Annotated in this window: 12 protein-coding genes; 5 read left to right on the top strand and 7 right to left on the bottom strand. The window is 61.4% G+C overall.

Features of this window, described 5'->3' with window-relative positions; all coding sequences use genetic code 11:
• The first annotated feature begins 60 nt into the window (after positions 1–60).
• Positions 61–795: a DUF4145 domain-containing protein gene (locus tag QTL56_RS03295; RefSeq protein WP_245137036.1), complete on the top strand. Its 735-nt coding sequence runs from the start codon at positions 61–63 to the stop codon at positions 793–795.
• 571 nt (positions 796–1,366) lie between these two features.
• On the opposite strand, the gene QTL56_RS03290 is transcribed toward QTL56_RS03295, so the two are convergent.
• The gene (locus tag QTL56_RS03290; RefSeq protein WP_245137037.1) at positions 1,367–1,648 is read right to left on the bottom strand and encodes a GIY-YIG nuclease family protein; all 282 of its coding nucleotides are present in this window, start codon (positions 1,646–1,648) and stop codon (positions 1,367–1,369) included.
• 1,064 nt (positions 1,649–2,712) lie between these two features.
• On the opposite strand from QTL56_RS03290, the gene QTL56_RS03285 reads away from it, so the two are divergent.
• The gene (locus QTL56_RS03285) at positions 2,713–3,024 is read left to right on the top strand and encodes a DUF1883 domain-containing protein (protein ID WP_245137038.1); all 312 of its coding nucleotides are present in this window, start codon (positions 2,713–2,715) and stop codon (positions 3,022–3,024) included.
• Between the two features lie 15 nt (positions 3,025–3,039).
• On the opposite strand, the gene QTL56_RS03280 is transcribed toward QTL56_RS03285, so the two are convergent.
• The 3 genes from QTL56_RS03280 to QTL56_RS03270 all read right to left on the bottom strand — a co-directional run bounded on the left by QTL56_RS03280 (position 3,040) and on the right by QTL56_RS03270 (position 6,939).
• Positions 3,040–4,353 (bottom strand): replication-associated recombination protein A, encoded by a 1,314-nt coding sequence (locus QTL56_RS03280; protein ID WP_245137039.1) that lies wholly within the window; start codon positions 4,351–4,353, stop codon positions 3,040–3,042.
• Entirely contained in the window at positions 4,350–5,756 is a 1,407-nt protein-coding gene (locus QTL56_RS03275) for a DegQ family serine endoprotease (RefSeq protein WP_245137040.1), read from the bottom strand. The genes QTL56_RS03280 and QTL56_RS03275 overlap by 4 nt, the downstream gene beginning before the upstream one ends.
• Positions 5,757–5,862: 106 nt before the next feature.
• Positions 5,863–6,939, bottom strand: coding sequence for a serine hydrolase domain-containing protein (locus QTL56_RS03270; RefSeq protein WP_245137041.1), 1,077 nt, complete (start codon positions 6,937–6,939; stop codon positions 5,863–5,865).
• A gap of 143 nt (positions 6,940–7,082) precedes the next feature.
• On the opposite strand from QTL56_RS03270, the gene QTL56_RS03265 reads away from it, so the two are divergent.
• On the top strand, positions 7,083–7,493 hold the full coding sequence (locus QTL56_RS03265; RefSeq protein WP_229576436.1) for a lysozyme inhibitor LprI family protein: 411 nt from the start codon (positions 7,083–7,085) through the stop codon (positions 7,491–7,493).
• 105 nt (positions 7,494–7,598) lie between these two features.
• Here the strand turns inward: QTL56_RS03265 and QTL56_RS03260 are convergent, their stop codons facing one another.
• The 3 genes from QTL56_RS03260 to QTL56_RS03250 form a co-directional block, all read right to left on the bottom strand.
• The gene (locus QTL56_RS03260; RefSeq protein ID WP_245137042.1) at positions 7,599–8,510 is read right to left on the bottom strand and encodes a permease; all 912 of its coding nucleotides are present in this window, start codon (positions 8,508–8,510) and stop codon (positions 7,599–7,601) included.
• A 195-nt stretch (positions 8,511–8,705) separates the two neighbouring features.
• Positions 8,706–9,017, bottom strand: a complete 312-nt coding sequence (locus QTL56_RS03255; protein WP_245137043.1) for an ArsR/SmtB family transcription factor — start codon at positions 9,015–9,017, stop codon at positions 8,706–8,708.
• A gap of 225 nt (positions 9,018–9,242) precedes the next feature.
• Positions 9,243–10,727 (bottom strand): ferredoxin reductase family protein, encoded by a 1,485-nt coding sequence (locus tag QTL56_RS03250; RefSeq protein WP_245137044.1) that lies wholly within the window; start codon positions 10,725–10,727, stop codon positions 9,243–9,245.
• Between the two features lie 128 nt (positions 10,728–10,855).
• Here QTL56_RS03250 and QTL56_RS03245 point away from each other — a divergent pair, with 128 nt between their 5' ends.
• On the top strand, positions 10,856–11,962 hold the full coding sequence (locus tag QTL56_RS03245) for a cytochrome c3 family protein (RefSeq protein ID WP_245137045.1): 1,107 nt from the start codon (positions 10,856–10,858) through the stop codon (positions 11,960–11,962).
• A gap of 328 nt (positions 11,963–12,290) precedes the next feature.
• The gene (locus QTL56_RS03240) at positions 12,291–12,932 is read left to right on the top strand and encodes a glutathione S-transferase family protein (protein ID WP_245137046.1); all 642 of its coding nucleotides are present in this window, start codon (positions 12,291–12,293) and stop codon (positions 12,930–12,932) included.
• Positions 12,933–12,990 lie beyond the last annotated feature (58 nt).

Here is a 12,990-nt window from a genome sequence, read left to right as displayed (position 1 = left end):
GAATGAGACTTTGGCCCGGGGGAAACCTCGGGCCTTTTGTTACGATGATGAGGTTAGCCAATGAATGAATTCAACTGGACGTGTCCTTACTGTTCAAATCATCAAACCGTGGTCAGCGCCAAGTTCGACACCTCCACAGTACGCCTTTATGTCGGAGATACAGCCGATGGAAACTGTGTTGGCGTGAAGATCACGTCAATCGGATGCTCGAATACCTCGTGCAAGAACGTAACAATCGATGTTTCTTATGGAAACCTGACTCAAAGCCAGCTCACTCATGACCACATACTTAGTAGAGCGACACTAACCGCACCAATAAAGCCGGAGAGCCGTGCGCGCGCGCTGCCACAGTGTATTCCCGCGCCAATTGCCAATGACTATTCCGAAGCTTGCCGGATTTCGAATCTGAGCCCGAAAGCGTCAGCGACCCTTGCAAGACGTTGCTTGCAAGGCATGCTTAGAGATTTTTGCGGCATTATAAAGCCGACCCTCCATCAGGAAATCAACGACCTCAAGAAGCAATTCGATGAAGGACATGCCCCCAAGGGCGTATCTGAAGAGAGCTTCGAAGCCATTGAAGCGATCCGCAAGATTGGCAATATCGGTGCTCATATGGAAAAAGACATTAACGTGATCGTCGATGTCGAACCGGATGAAGCAGAACTGCTGCTCAGTCTCGTGGAAAACTTGTTCGACGATTGGTACATCGCCCGCCAAAAGCGACAAGACAGATTAGCACGCGTAACCGCAAGTGTTGAAGAGAAAGAAGTCATCCGGAAGGGTCCGTCGGAATAGTATCTGAGGGGCCCCACCTCCCCCGCATGCTGGGGAGGACGGAAAATCGAAGGCTTGAGGTCAGCGCAAGCCGCCTAAACTTCAGATTTTCCTGGAGAGGGGCACAGTTCCGTTGGCGCCGACATCACCGAGCCCCTCTCTTGCGAAATCTGAGGTTTGGCCCTGAGCGGGCATTTGAGAGCTTGTGTCTGGATCCTCGGGTCAGGCCCGAGGATGACGGAGGGTGGGGATTCTGCTGGTATCCTCCTCTACCGTCGTCCTTGCGCGAGGCCAGAGGAGAATACCCAGCCCCCCAAAGGTCGTCATCCTCGGGCTTGACCCGAGGATCCAAACGCAAGCCCTTCAACGGCAGCGCCCGGCACCAAGGACCACCGGAACCTTGACATCAACTCGCAATGCAAATCCCCCAGGCGGGACAGAGCATCGGGAAGCTGCGGGTCTTCTCATCAACCGTCTTCATCGCGGGAGGCCTGAGGAGAATACCCTCACCCACCCCTCAAAGGTCGTCATCCTCGTCCTCGGGTTTAACCCGAGGATCCAGACACGAGCCCTTCACCAACGGCGCGCACCCTCACAACTCATAATACAAATCCCGCCAATCAGGATTGAACCCCTCGATCAGCTCGATCTTCCACTGCCGATACCAGCGCTTCAGCGACTTCTCCCGCTGGATCGCCGTGCCGATGCGGTCATGCTCCTCGTACCACACCAGTTGCCGGCAGCCATACTTGGACGCGAACCCCGGCGTCAGCGCCTCGCGATGCTCATAGATTCGCCGCTCCAGATCGGAGGTCACACCGATATAAAGTGTGCCGCGTTTGTGGTTGGTGACGATGTAGACATATCCCGCCATAGGTGCAGTGTGCTTGCGTCTGGATCCTCGGGTCAAGCCCGAGGATGACGGAGGGTGGGGCAAGCTTCAATACCCTTCTCAACCGTCTTCATCGCGCGAGGCCAGCGGAGAATACCCTCCCCCCCCAAGGGGCGTCATCCTCGGGCTTGACCCGAGGATCCAGACAAAGGCCTTCCCACGCCAGACGGATCACGAGAAAATGCCGCCCCTGCTGAAACAAGGGGAATGACTTTCGAAAATCCCCCAACGAATTCAACAAAACAAAGTTTTTTCATCCCCGCCCATTTCCACCCTCGTAGACTCATCCCCGTCCCGCCCTCGGATACACCTGACGATGCGATGTCAGGCGAGGCGGGGCCGGCGCCGGGGGCGAGTACTCTCGCAAGTGCAAATCCCCGGCCCGCTGCAACGGTCTCCCTCCGGACGAGGGGTTGGTAATGAAGGTGGCGGGGTCGGATGCCCCGGAGCTGGATACCCTGATCGGAAGGACGTGCCTCAGAGGCACACAGACAAGGCGCCCACGTCGTCGCGAATTTGACCGACGGCGGGGCGGACAAAACGGCGGGGATGACGGTGAGGTCGCAAATGACCAAGCCAGCATCCCCCGGGCGAGGGTCCCGGTCGGATTGGTGCACCATCCGCCGGGAACCTCCCGGGCCACCGGCCAGGCTATGGCAGACACTTCTTCGGGAGGACTCTGCCAAAGCCGGACCCGCGCCCGGTCAATCCTTGAACGCAAGTTCCAAGGACCGTCGCCGCCTTGCCAGAGAGACGCATGCAGCGGGAATAGACGCCGAACGGGGCGCCGGAAGGAGCCACATTACTTACTTAGACAGGTTGCTTCTGGCGCCTCGTCCGATCCTCGGGTTCAACCCGAGGAAAGTTTCAGCCCACCCGGAGGGAGCGATCCCGACCGGCGGCGGAGCTTGGGTTATTTGACAGTTCAGTATCGTCGCAAAAAAGTCCGTCCTGCCCCATGCCGGATTGGCCCCGGGCAAACGCTTCCTTAACGGCCTTGGTGTAGATTAGAACACCGTAAAAAGCCGAACGGAGATCCGAGCGAAATGTCCAAACCGACCTTCCGCTTTACCCATTACGACCTCAAGGACCAGCGTGCCGGCACGATCATCGAGGTGACGCTCTCGGCGGTGAACAATGTGCGGCTGATGACACCGACGAATTTCCAGCGGTTCAAGGAAACGCTCGACTTCAAGTTTCTGGGCGGCGTGGCGAAAAAATCCCCGCTCAACATCGTCATCCCGGAAAGCGGCCACTGGCATCTGATCGTCGACATGGAGGGCCATCACGGGCTCGCCGAATCCAAGGTCAAGATGATCGCGGCGCCCGCCAGCCAGCCGAAACAGAAGGCATCCTGAGCGCCGGGGCGGTTCCTACCCCTCGCCCCGCTCACGCCGCAGCTTCGACCACCAGTCGAGCCGTTTCCTGATCTCCCGCTCGAAACCGCGCTCGGGCGGATCATAGAAGGTGTGGCGGCCCATCTTTTCGGGGAAGTAGTTCTGGCCGGAAAAGGCGTCCGGCTCGTCGTGATCGTAGCGATAGCCCTCGTTATAGCCCTCCGCCTTCATCAGCTTGGTCGGAGCGTTCAGGATATGCTTGGGCGGCAGCAGCGAGCCGTGCTCCTTGGCCGCCCGCATCGCCGCCTTGTAGGCGACATAGACGCCGTTCGATTTCGGTGCGGTCGCCAGATAGACGCAGGCCTGGGCGAGCGCGAGTTCCCCTTCGGGCGAACCGAGATAGTCATAGGCGTCCTTGGCGGCATTGCAGACGACCAGCGCCTGCGGGTCGGCGAGACCGATATCCTCGACCGCCATGCGCACGAGGCGGCGACCGAGATAGAGCGGGTCTTCGCCGGCATCGAACATGCGGCAGAGGTAGTAGAGGGCGGCATCCGGATCGGAGCCGCGCACCGCCTTGTGCAGGGCAGAGATCAGATTGTAATGGCCGTCCTGGCCCTTGTCGTAGACCGGGGCGCGGCGCTGGACGATCCGCCCCAGGCCCTCGGTGTCGAAGACCTCGCCAGGCCGGGCAGCGCGCCAGACTTCTTCCGCCAGCGTCAGGGAGGCGCGGCCATCGCCATCGGCCATGCGGATGAGGGCCTGACGGGCGTCGGCATCCAGCGGCAGCGGCTTGGCTTCGGTCTCTTCGGCGCGCTTCAGGAGCGTCTCGATGCTCTCGGCATCATGGCTCCTGAAGGTCAGGACCCTCGCCCGCGACAAAAGAGCGGCATTGAGTTCGAAGCTCGGATTTTCCGTCGTCGCGCCAACGAGGATGACGGTGCCGTCCTCCATGACCGGCAGGAAACTGTCCTGCTGGGCGCGGTTGAAGCGGTGGATCTCGTCGACGAAAAGCAGGGTCTGGCGGCCCTCCATCCGGCGCAGGCGCGCACTTTCGAAAACCTTTTTCAGGTCGGCGACGCCGGAAAAGATCGCCGAGATCTGCTCGAAGGCAAGGCCTGCCTCGCCCGAGAGCAGCCGGGCGACGGTGGTCTTGCCCGTGCCGGGCGGCCCCCAGAAGATCATCGAGCCGAGCGAGCCCGAGGCGATCATGCGCGCAAGTACGCCGTCATCACCGCTCAGGTGTTCCTGGCCGGTGACTTCGGCAAGGTTCTTCGGCCGCAGGCGGTCGGCGAGCGGGCGGCGCTCGGCCATTTCCTTGGATATCTGCGGCGCGAAGAGATCACTCATCGAAAGATCTGCCGGATGCGTTGACCATTGCGGTCGATCTCGACCCGCCAGAAACCGGCATCGCTTCCGGCGATCCTCTGGAGATCGTCGACCGAAGCGATCTCCTCGCCGTTGATGGCAACGACGATGTCGCGCGGCGCAAAACCGAGCCGGGCCGCGGGCGAGCCGCGCACGACTTCGGTGACCACGACACCGGTCGTCTCGGAGACCATCTTGAGCTCATAGGCAAGGCGCGGCGAGAGGTTGCCGGCGCGGATGCCGGCAAAGGGGCTGCGGCCCTCGATGAGCTGGATGTCGCGCGGCCGGGTTTCGGGGGCGGCCGCCAGCGTGATCGCGATTTTCTCCTCGCGGCCATCCTCCTGCACCGTCAACTCGGCCTTCTTGCCAAGTCCGGCAGTGCTCAGGCGATAGCCGAGTGCATCGGGATGTTCGACGAGAATGTCGTTGACGGCGGTGACCACCTGGCCGGGCTTGAGGCCCGCCCTGGCCGCCGGGCCATCCTCGGCGATGCGCACGACGAGTGCCCCGCGCACCGTTTTCAGGCCCAGTGCTTCGGCGACATCGGACGTGACGGGCTCGAAGCTTGCACCGACATAAGGCCGCTCGAAACTCGCCTCGCCCCGGTCGGCCGCATCGAGGAAGACGCGCACCAGATTGGCGGGAATGGCGAAACCGACCCCGTTGGAGCCGCCCCCCTTGGAGAAGATCGCGGTGTTGATACCGATCAGCTGCCCCTTCATGTCGACCAGCGCACCACCCGAATTGCCGGGATTGATCGCGGCATCGGTCTGGATGAAGAAGCCGAAATCCCCCTCCGTCACCTGGTTGCGCGCGAGTGCCGAGACGATGCCCGAGGTCACCGTCTGGCCGACGCCGAAGGGGTTGCCGATGGCCAGCACGAGGTCGCCGACCTCGGTCGCGTCAGAATCGCCGATCGGCAGCGTCGGCATGGCCTCGCTGGTCTCGAACTTCAGCACCGCAAGATCGAGACGGTCATCCTTCAGCACCACCTTGACCGGAAATTCGCGGCCGTCGGCGAGCGCCACCTTGATGTCGTCGGCGCCGTCAATGACGTGATTGTTGGTCACGACCGTGCCATTCGCCTCGACGATCACGCCAGAGCCGAGGGAGGATTGTTTCTCGGTCCGGTTGGGCATGCGCTGGCCGAAAAACTGCTCGAAGAAAGGATCGCCGGCAAACAGGTTCGAGCGGCGCTGGACAAGGCGCTCGGCATAGACATTCACCACGGCGCCCCGCGCCTGCTTGACCAGCGGCGCGAAGGAGAGCTGCATCTCCAGCTGGCTCTGCGGGACTGCCTTGTCCTGCGCCAGGGCTGGGGCAGAGAGCGGCACCATCAGGGCAACGACAACGGCAGCGGATTTGAGGCGGTCGAAACGCGGCATGCGAAGATCCTTCATGCAATATGGACGTTCTAGTCCGGGTTCCTGCGTCCTGAAATAGGCAGAAGCAAGGAAGTTCCATCGCAGATGGGGATAACGCGCTTTCAGCTCAAGTCGCAACGGTTTCGATGATGCGTGTCATCAGGCGGTGCAGTTCGTCGCGGTAGCCGGTGCGGGCGGAAGGTGCGGACTCGTTCGATGTCATGGCGACGGTGAGACCGAGGCTCGGCGTGATGTAGAGCATCTGGCCGCCGTAACCCCAGGCATAATTGACCTGCTCGCCGCCCATTTCCTTGAGGAACCAGGCATAGCCGTAACCATCGCCGCTGAAGACGGAGTTGGTGCGACGCATCCAGCTCTCGCGGATCCAGTTCTCCGAGATGAGCCGGGTGCCGTCCCCGGTCACGCCGCCACGCCGATAGAGCTCGCCGAAGGCATGCAGCGAACGCGGGGTCATGGCCATCTGGTTGCCACCCAGATAATAGCCCTGCGGGTCACGGTGCCATGAGCCGATGCGGAACCCCTCAAGGGGGCCGAGCCACTCCCTTGCCAGCGAAAGCGTCGGCTTGCCGGAGACCTTGGTGAGAATGACGGACAGAAGGTGGGTGGATGCGGTCGAATAGAGCATGTCGCCGCCCGGTTCGTCGACGAAATCGGCGGCCAGCGCAAAACGCGTCCAGTTGCGGCTTGCGACCCAGCGACCGTAATTCGGCCCCGACATGCGATCCAGACCTGCGCGCATGGACAGCAGATGGCCAATCGTGACCTGTGACAGGCGCGGATCGGGATTAGCGGGAAATTCCGCGCGCAGTACGGTTTCGATCTTCTGGTCGACCCCATCCAGCAAGCCCTTGTCGATGGCGATGCCAACAAGGGCCGAGACCACGCATTTCGACGCCGACTTGATGTTGGTCGAGCCGGTGAGCGAGCTGTTGCCATAGGCGCGTTCACCCAGCGTTTCGCCGTTGCAGGTGGCGATCACCGTTTCCAGCGTGTCGAGGCGACGCGCCTCTTCGAGCAGGGTCGCGATACGGGGCCGCAAGGCATCAAGATCGACCAAGGCCGCAGGCTGCGGGCCGCCGGCCGGCGTCTGGTTGGACGCGGACTGGGCTCGGGCGATCGACAATGGACACATTGGGATAAGGGCAGCGGCGCCCAGGAGTGGCAGGAAATCTCGTCTCTTCATCTCTGCTAGGTAGTCTCCAACACGGTCGATGAAAGACCTTGAACCGGCGAGGTCACCCCATTGTGAAGGCGGTGGGGCTTTCCGTCCGGCGGAACGATACAGTGGCACACCCGTTCCCCCTCCAACAAGAAAGGAGGCCTATCATGTGGAAAATTTCAGCCGTCGGAGCGGCGGCCGCTTCACTGCTCGCGACCATGGTAACGGTCACGGCACTGCCCGCCCCCGCGCAGGCGGCGAGTTTCAGCTGCCGTGCGGCCGGCCTTGCGGCCGACGAGGCGGCGATCTGCCAGAACATCGATCTGAACGACATGGATGTGCGCATGGCAACGACATTCGAACTCCTTCGCGAGGTTCTGCCGATGGGCAGCCGTGGCGCACTGGAAACGGCGCAGATCGAATGGCTTGAAGAACGCCGTGCCTGTGGCGCAAGCCTCGACTGCCTGGCCGCCGCCTATGCCAGTCGCATGGCAGAGTTGCGAAGCGGCGTCGGTGAGGTGTTGAGCCTGATCGAGGGTGCCGCACCAAGCAATGACGCCATTCCATCCACGCCCTGAACGGCGCAATAACGAGGGGCTTCCGCATTCCTGCGTTGGTTCCGATACGGTGATTGCAGGCCTCTGATGAAGGCCTGCAATTTTTTGTCGAGAGTAGAGTTCTCTCTAAAGCGCAGTCCACAGCTGAAACAACACGCCGATGACGAATGAGCCTGCCAAGGCAAGGCCGAGATACAGAAAGAACACTTCCCTTTTGACCAGGGCCCAGACGGCAATGGCAGCGGGCAGTGAGCTAACCCCGCCTGCAACCAGAAACGCCATGCCGGCGCCGGGTGCCATGCCCTGCCCCATCAGGCCGCCGACCAGCGGCAGAGCAGCATAGCCGTTCAGATAGGCAGGCACGCCCACGAGGGTTGCAATACCAATTGGGGCAATGCCTGAGCCGCCAAGCAAGCTTGCAACCAGATCGGCAGGCAGCCATGCCAGCATCAGGCTTTCGAGGATGAAGGCGAGGGTCAGCCATTTGGCGAGAAAAAGCGTGGTCTTGATGCCTTCGCGCCAGAATTTGGAAACACGTTCATCATCGCTCCAGAATTTCCAGACGACTGGCCGAACCGTGCGGACCTTTGCACCCCCGCAACCGCCATTTCCCACACCGTCGCGCAGGGGATCGGAGAGAGCACCGGAACTGGAAAGCGTGTGAACCACGAAGCCACCAAAAATACCCAAGCTTACGGCAGCGATCGCTTTTCCGATGGCAAACTCGATGCCCAGAACGCCTGCCGTGAGAACGAACATCGATGGATCCATCACCGGCGAGGCAAGCCAGAACGCCATGACAGCGGAAAGCGGAACGCCCATCGCCAGTAGGGCGGCGATGAGGGGAATGACGCCGCAGGAACAGAATGGAGAAAGCCCGCCGACAAGGGCCGCGACGAAGATCATCATGGCGGGAGATCCGGTAAAGGCCCGTGCGATCAGTCCATCAGCGCCCGTGGCCCCCGCATAAGCTGCGATCCCTACGGAAAGCGCAAGGAAGGGGGCGACGTTGGCGAGATTCTGCGCGACGAAAGCCATGGTCGTCAGACCAAGGGTCGGCGCGAGGATCAACAGCAGGACAAGAATGCCTGCTGAGACAAGCCAGACCTTTTCCCTTGTCCAAAACCGATGGAGGAGACCAGTGGTCCAACGCGGGGCACTAGAGCCAAGCTCACTCATATCCAAATCCTTAGATTTATAGTTTTTTTGAAGCGCAAAAAAGAGCGTTATCCATCATGCAGCGTCCTCCTGTGTGAGCTTTACTCCCGCACAACATTCCGATGTCAAGAACGACACTGTCTGATGCATGACGTCATAATCTACGCGGTTCACGATCTGCCGCCCCTGCCGTTCCTGGGTTACAAGCCCAGCATCCACCAATGTCTTGAGATGGTAGGCAAGCGTTGACGCCGCCATCGCCAGATGTTGGCCGATTTCGCCGATATTCAGGCCATCATTTCCGGCCCGCACCAAGAGCCGGAATATTGTCAGGCGCGTGTCATGGCCAAGAGCAGCGAGTGAAAGAGCGGCGGAGGTGTGGTTCATCATGGCTGCCAATATATAACTAGAAATATAGTTTTGTAAACATGCCTTTTGAAATTGGCGTGGCTACCGCCAATGCTCCTGAGCGCTCGGAGCCAGCCTGGCTTGCTGCCGGGGACAAAAATGCTCGAAACCGCGCTGAGCGATTTCGAGCATTAGCGGCGGCCCCATCTGAGCAAAACACCGCATCGTGAGACACCAATGGCTTCATCGCGCGCGCTTTGCCGGTCATCCCCCCCAATAATAAAGCAACACGGCAGCCCCCAGAAGTGCGGCCACACCTAGAAAGGCGAGGCTGCGCCGGCGATCCTGGCGCGAGGAAGCCCCTCCGGCATAGTCGAAGCGCTCATAGACAACGTTCTTCATGGGAAGGCCGAGGTCGAGCAGTGTATCGGACACGGCGGAGACCATGGCGCCTGGACCACACATCAGGGCGACACAGGCCGACGGCTCTATCCCGCTCAGGAGATCCTTCAGCCGGGCGCGATCAAGACGGCCTACCGCGCCCTGCCAGCCTGACGGCTCCTCTTCGCTGATCAAGAGGACCTCAAGGTCGAGCTCGGCGCCGGCAGCGGCGATCTCTTCCAGACAGGCGAAGTTCTTCGGCGTGCCGACGGCATAGGCGAGGCGCACAGGACGCTTGTCGCGACGCGCGACCAGATCGCGCAGGATGCCAAGGATCGGGGCGATGCCGACGCCGCCGGCAATCAGGAGCACCGCATCTGCAGAATATGCCTCAAGGAAAAATTCGCCATAGGGGCCGTCAATGCCAACAGGCGTGCCGGGCTCCAGGCTGCCGATGCGACCGGTGAAATCACCGGCTTCCTTGATAATCAGGCTGAGACCGTGATGGGTCGGGCTGTCGGCAATCGAAAAGGGATGATCCAGCAGCGGGAAACGTCTGGCGCCCTCGGTCATCCAGACGAACTGGCCGGCGTTATAGTCGAGCGGCGGGGTTCCCGGGGCTGGCTGGATGTCGAGTTCCCAGAGGCGGTCTGCCCGGCGCGTGACGGAATGAAGTCGCCATGGCCGGCGATGCAGGTTCAGCCAGCGATAGCCGTAGAGGACAGAGAGCACGGCGACGATGGCACTTGCGACGAGCCACCAGTAGACGCCCACCGGACCGCTGGCCGCAAACCGGCCGGCAACGATGGCGTGATGCAGTCCGCCGGCCGTGGCCACCGTGCCCAGGACGAGATGCGTTGCCCGCCAGACCTCGTAGCGCCAGGGCAGACGGTTGCGGAGGGCCGACGACAGAACCAAGAAAACAAGGGCTGCCCAGGCCACCACGCCGGAGCGATAATGCGGCAAGGTCAGGTAGGCGACCAAGCGCTCCCGGCCGAGGGCTGGATCCTCAAGCCAGGTGGGCGCGACATAAGCGACCGGGTGCAGAACGATGGCCAGCAGAACCCACCAGGCGGCCAGCTTGTGAAAAGCCATGATCCTGTCGATGCCAAGCCGACCCGAGACGATGTCGAAGCGACCGGAGGTGACGAATTGCACGGCCATGCCGGCCAATCCCACCATGCCAAGTCCGGCGGCCAGCCGCTCCAGCGGATCGGGCGGCGAAACATCCGCTGGCAAGGACAGGACGAGCGGCAGGATGCAGAGCCCGAGATAGAGGGCCGCCAGAACTCCCGCCGGCAGACGAGGCATCCGGCGCGAGGATCGAGACGGCATGGCGCCCATGCCGGGCATCGCGGTATCGGTCATGGGCTCCTCCTTGCCTCCCCTTCTAGCAGCATAAATTCAGTCCGGAATTGATCTCGGTCATATCCCGCAGCGCCAAGGCGGGTCATGATCCCACCATCGCCACGACATGCACGACCGAGGAGGATCCCATGACGCTGCGAAAGCCGACCCGCTGTTTCATCAGCCTTGCCCGCCTGCTGGCACTGACCGTCCTGCTGTTCACACCCGTTTCGGCAGGGGCGAACGACGCATCCCCGATCACGAAACTGGTCGAGGCATGGCTCGCATCGCCGCATGGCGATTACCACTCCCTCTCGTTTACCTATTGGAACAAGGAGGGCGAGGTGCCGACGAATTGCGCCACCTGTCACTCCGAGACGGGGTTCCTCGATTATCTCGGCGTCGACGGCAGTGCCAAAGGCAGCGTCGAGCAACCCGGCGTCATCAACTCGCCCGTCGGCTGCGCCACCTGCCATACCACCGAAGCCAATGCGCTGGACTCCGTCCGCTTCCCTTCGGGCGTCGAGGTGGGCGAACTGGGCGGCTCTGCCACCTGTACCGTCTGCCACCAGGGCCGTCAGTCCGGTGCGGCGGTGACAAAGGCGGTGGGGACCATCGACGAAGACGCCATCTCGGCCGATCTCGCCTTCATCAACATTCACTACGCCGTGGCCGCCGCGACAATGCATGGAGCGGACACGGCCAGCGGCTACCACTATCCCGGCAAGACCTATGCCGGACGCTTCCAGCACGTTCCCAGCGCCAACAGCTGTGTCGCCTGTCATGATCCGCACACGACGAAGGTGGCCGAAGACAGTTGCATGACCTGTCATCGCGGCGTGGACAATATACGCGACATCCGTATGCGACACAGCGATTTTGACGGTGACGGCAACATCCAGGAAGGTGTGCATGGCGAGATCACCACCCTGCATGAGCGGCTCTACGCTGCGATCCAGGCCTATTCGGACGCCGTGCTCGACGCACCGATCGGCTACAACAAGGGACGGCATCCCTATTTCTTCGCGGATACTGACGGAGACGGCGCGATCAGCGACGACGAGGCGGTGCGTGACAATGCCTACAAGGCCTGGTCCCCTCGCCTGCTGAAGGCCGCCTATAACTACCAGGTCGTGGCAAAGGACCCGGCGGGTTATGTCCACAATCCGGCCTATCTGCTGCAATTGCTGCATGACAGCCTGGAAAGCCTGGCAGCGGCGGTGGAGATCGACATGGCGGATGTGTCCCGCCCCTGAGGATGACCATATGGCAGCCGCCGGTGCGCAATGCCGGCGGTCTCGATAGCAGTGCTGGACGCCTTCGAGGCAAACGAACAGCAAACCGTTGGCAAATCATCGGGCGATTGCAAACAAGACGGGTGCCGCAATTGGCCGTGCAAGGGGCACTCCAAATCATCTCGGAGGCATTGCGGCACCTGCCGGATGACCTGCTGATCCATGCGCCGGGCAGACCCTGGATACAGATCCATGGTATAGGCAAACCTACTGCGACACGGGCATCACAGGATTGCCGATGACGTGATCTGGTCGGTGAGGAGCGAAGGTGACATTGCCGAGAAGACCCATGGGCGAAACCCGACCTCAGCTCCACGGCGCCGAATACAGCGTTTATCTGCGGATCGCGCGGCTTGCACTTGTGGAAAAAGAGGTGGCCTATGACCTTGTGCCGGTCGACATCTTTGCCGAGAAAATACCGGGAACTCACTTGGAACGACATCCCTTCGGCAAGATTCCGACCTTCGCGCATGGAGATTTCCACCTCTATGAGACCAGCGCGATTACCCGCTATATCGACGAGGCCTTCGAAGGGCCGCCGCTTCAGCCTGCCGAAATACAGTCACGCGCCCGGATGAACCAGATCATCAGCATCGCCGACAGCTATGTTTATCCGCAACTGGTCTGGGGGCTCTATGTGGAATGCATTGAAAAGCCGAAGCGGGGCGAAGTCCCAGATGAAGGACGTGTGCAGAAGGCGCGCGGTGTAGCCCTGATATCGTTTGCCGTGCTCGCTGGTCTGCTTTCCGAGCAGCGGTGGATGTGTGGAGACAGGCCGACGCTTGCGGATCTCCATCTGGCGCCGATGATCCATTATGCGCTTCAGGTGCCGGAGGTCCGCGCAATGGTCGCGAACCATCGAAATCTTGGCGATTGGTGGCAGAGAGTGTTGGCACTGGACAGTTTTCGAGAAACTCAGCCCAGTCCGTGACGAGACGCCAGCCTTGTCGGTCCGATTTGCGTCATTCCCGGATCGGCCAGGTCGCGCC

Origin of the sequence: Peteryoungia algae, assembly GCF_030369675.1 — a bacterium.
In the GTDB taxonomy this organism is placed as follows: Bacteria; Pseudomonadota; Alphaproteobacteria; order Rhizobiales; family Rhizobiaceae; genus Allorhizobium; species Allorhizobium algae.
Note: the sequence above shows the minus strand (reverse complement) of the source record. Positions and strands in the feature narration are given on the sequence as shown.

Excerpts from the sequence above, each read along its gene's own strand:
- QTL56_RS03290 (WP_245137037.1), bottom strand. The coding sequence starts at position 1,648 with ATGGCGGGATATGTCTACATCGTCACCAACCACAAACGCGGCACACTT.
- QTL56_RS03260 (WP_245137042.1), bottom strand. The coding sequence starts at position 8,510 with ATGGCTTTCGTCGCGCAGAATCTCGCCAACGTCGCCCCCTTCCTTGCG.
- QTL56_RS03265 (WP_229576436.1), top strand. The coding sequence starts at position 7,083 with ATGTGGAAAATTTCAGCCGTCGGAGCGGCGGCCGCTTCACTGCTCGCG.
- QTL56_RS03275 (WP_245137040.1), bottom strand. The coding sequence starts at position 5,756 with ATGCCGCGTTTCGACCGCCTCAAATCCGCTGCCGTTGTCGTTGCCCTG.
- QTL56_RS03255 (WP_245137043.1), bottom strand. The coding sequence starts at position 9,017 with ATGAACCACACCTCCGCCGCTCTTTCACTCGCTGCTCTTGGCCATGAC.
- QTL56_RS03285 (WP_245137038.1), top strand. The coding sequence starts at position 2,713 with ATGTCCAAACCGACCTTCCGCTTTACCCATTACGACCTCAAGGACCAG.
- QTL56_RS03295 (WP_245137036.1), top strand. The coding sequence starts at position 61 with ATGAATGAATTCAACTGGACGTGTCCTTACTGTTCAAATCATCAAACC.
- QTL56_RS03280 (WP_245137039.1), bottom strand. The coding sequence starts at position 4,353 with ATGAGTGATCTCTTCGCGCCGCAGATATCCAAGGAAATGGCCGAGCGC.
- QTL56_RS03250 (WP_245137044.1), bottom strand. The coding sequence starts at position 10,727 with ATGACCGATACCGCGATGCCCGGCATGGGCGCCATGCCGTCTCGATCC.
- QTL56_RS03270 (WP_245137041.1), bottom strand. The coding sequence starts at position 6,939 with ATGAAGAGACGAGATTTCCTGCCACTCCTGGGCGCCGCTGCCCTTATC.
- QTL56_RS03245 (WP_245137045.1), top strand. The coding sequence starts at position 10,856 with ATGACGCTGCGAAAGCCGACCCGCTGTTTCATCAGCCTTGCCCGCCTG.
- QTL56_RS03240 (WP_245137046.1), top strand. The coding sequence starts at position 12,291 with ATGGGCGAAACCCGACCTCAGCTCCACGGCGCCGAATACAGCGTTTAT.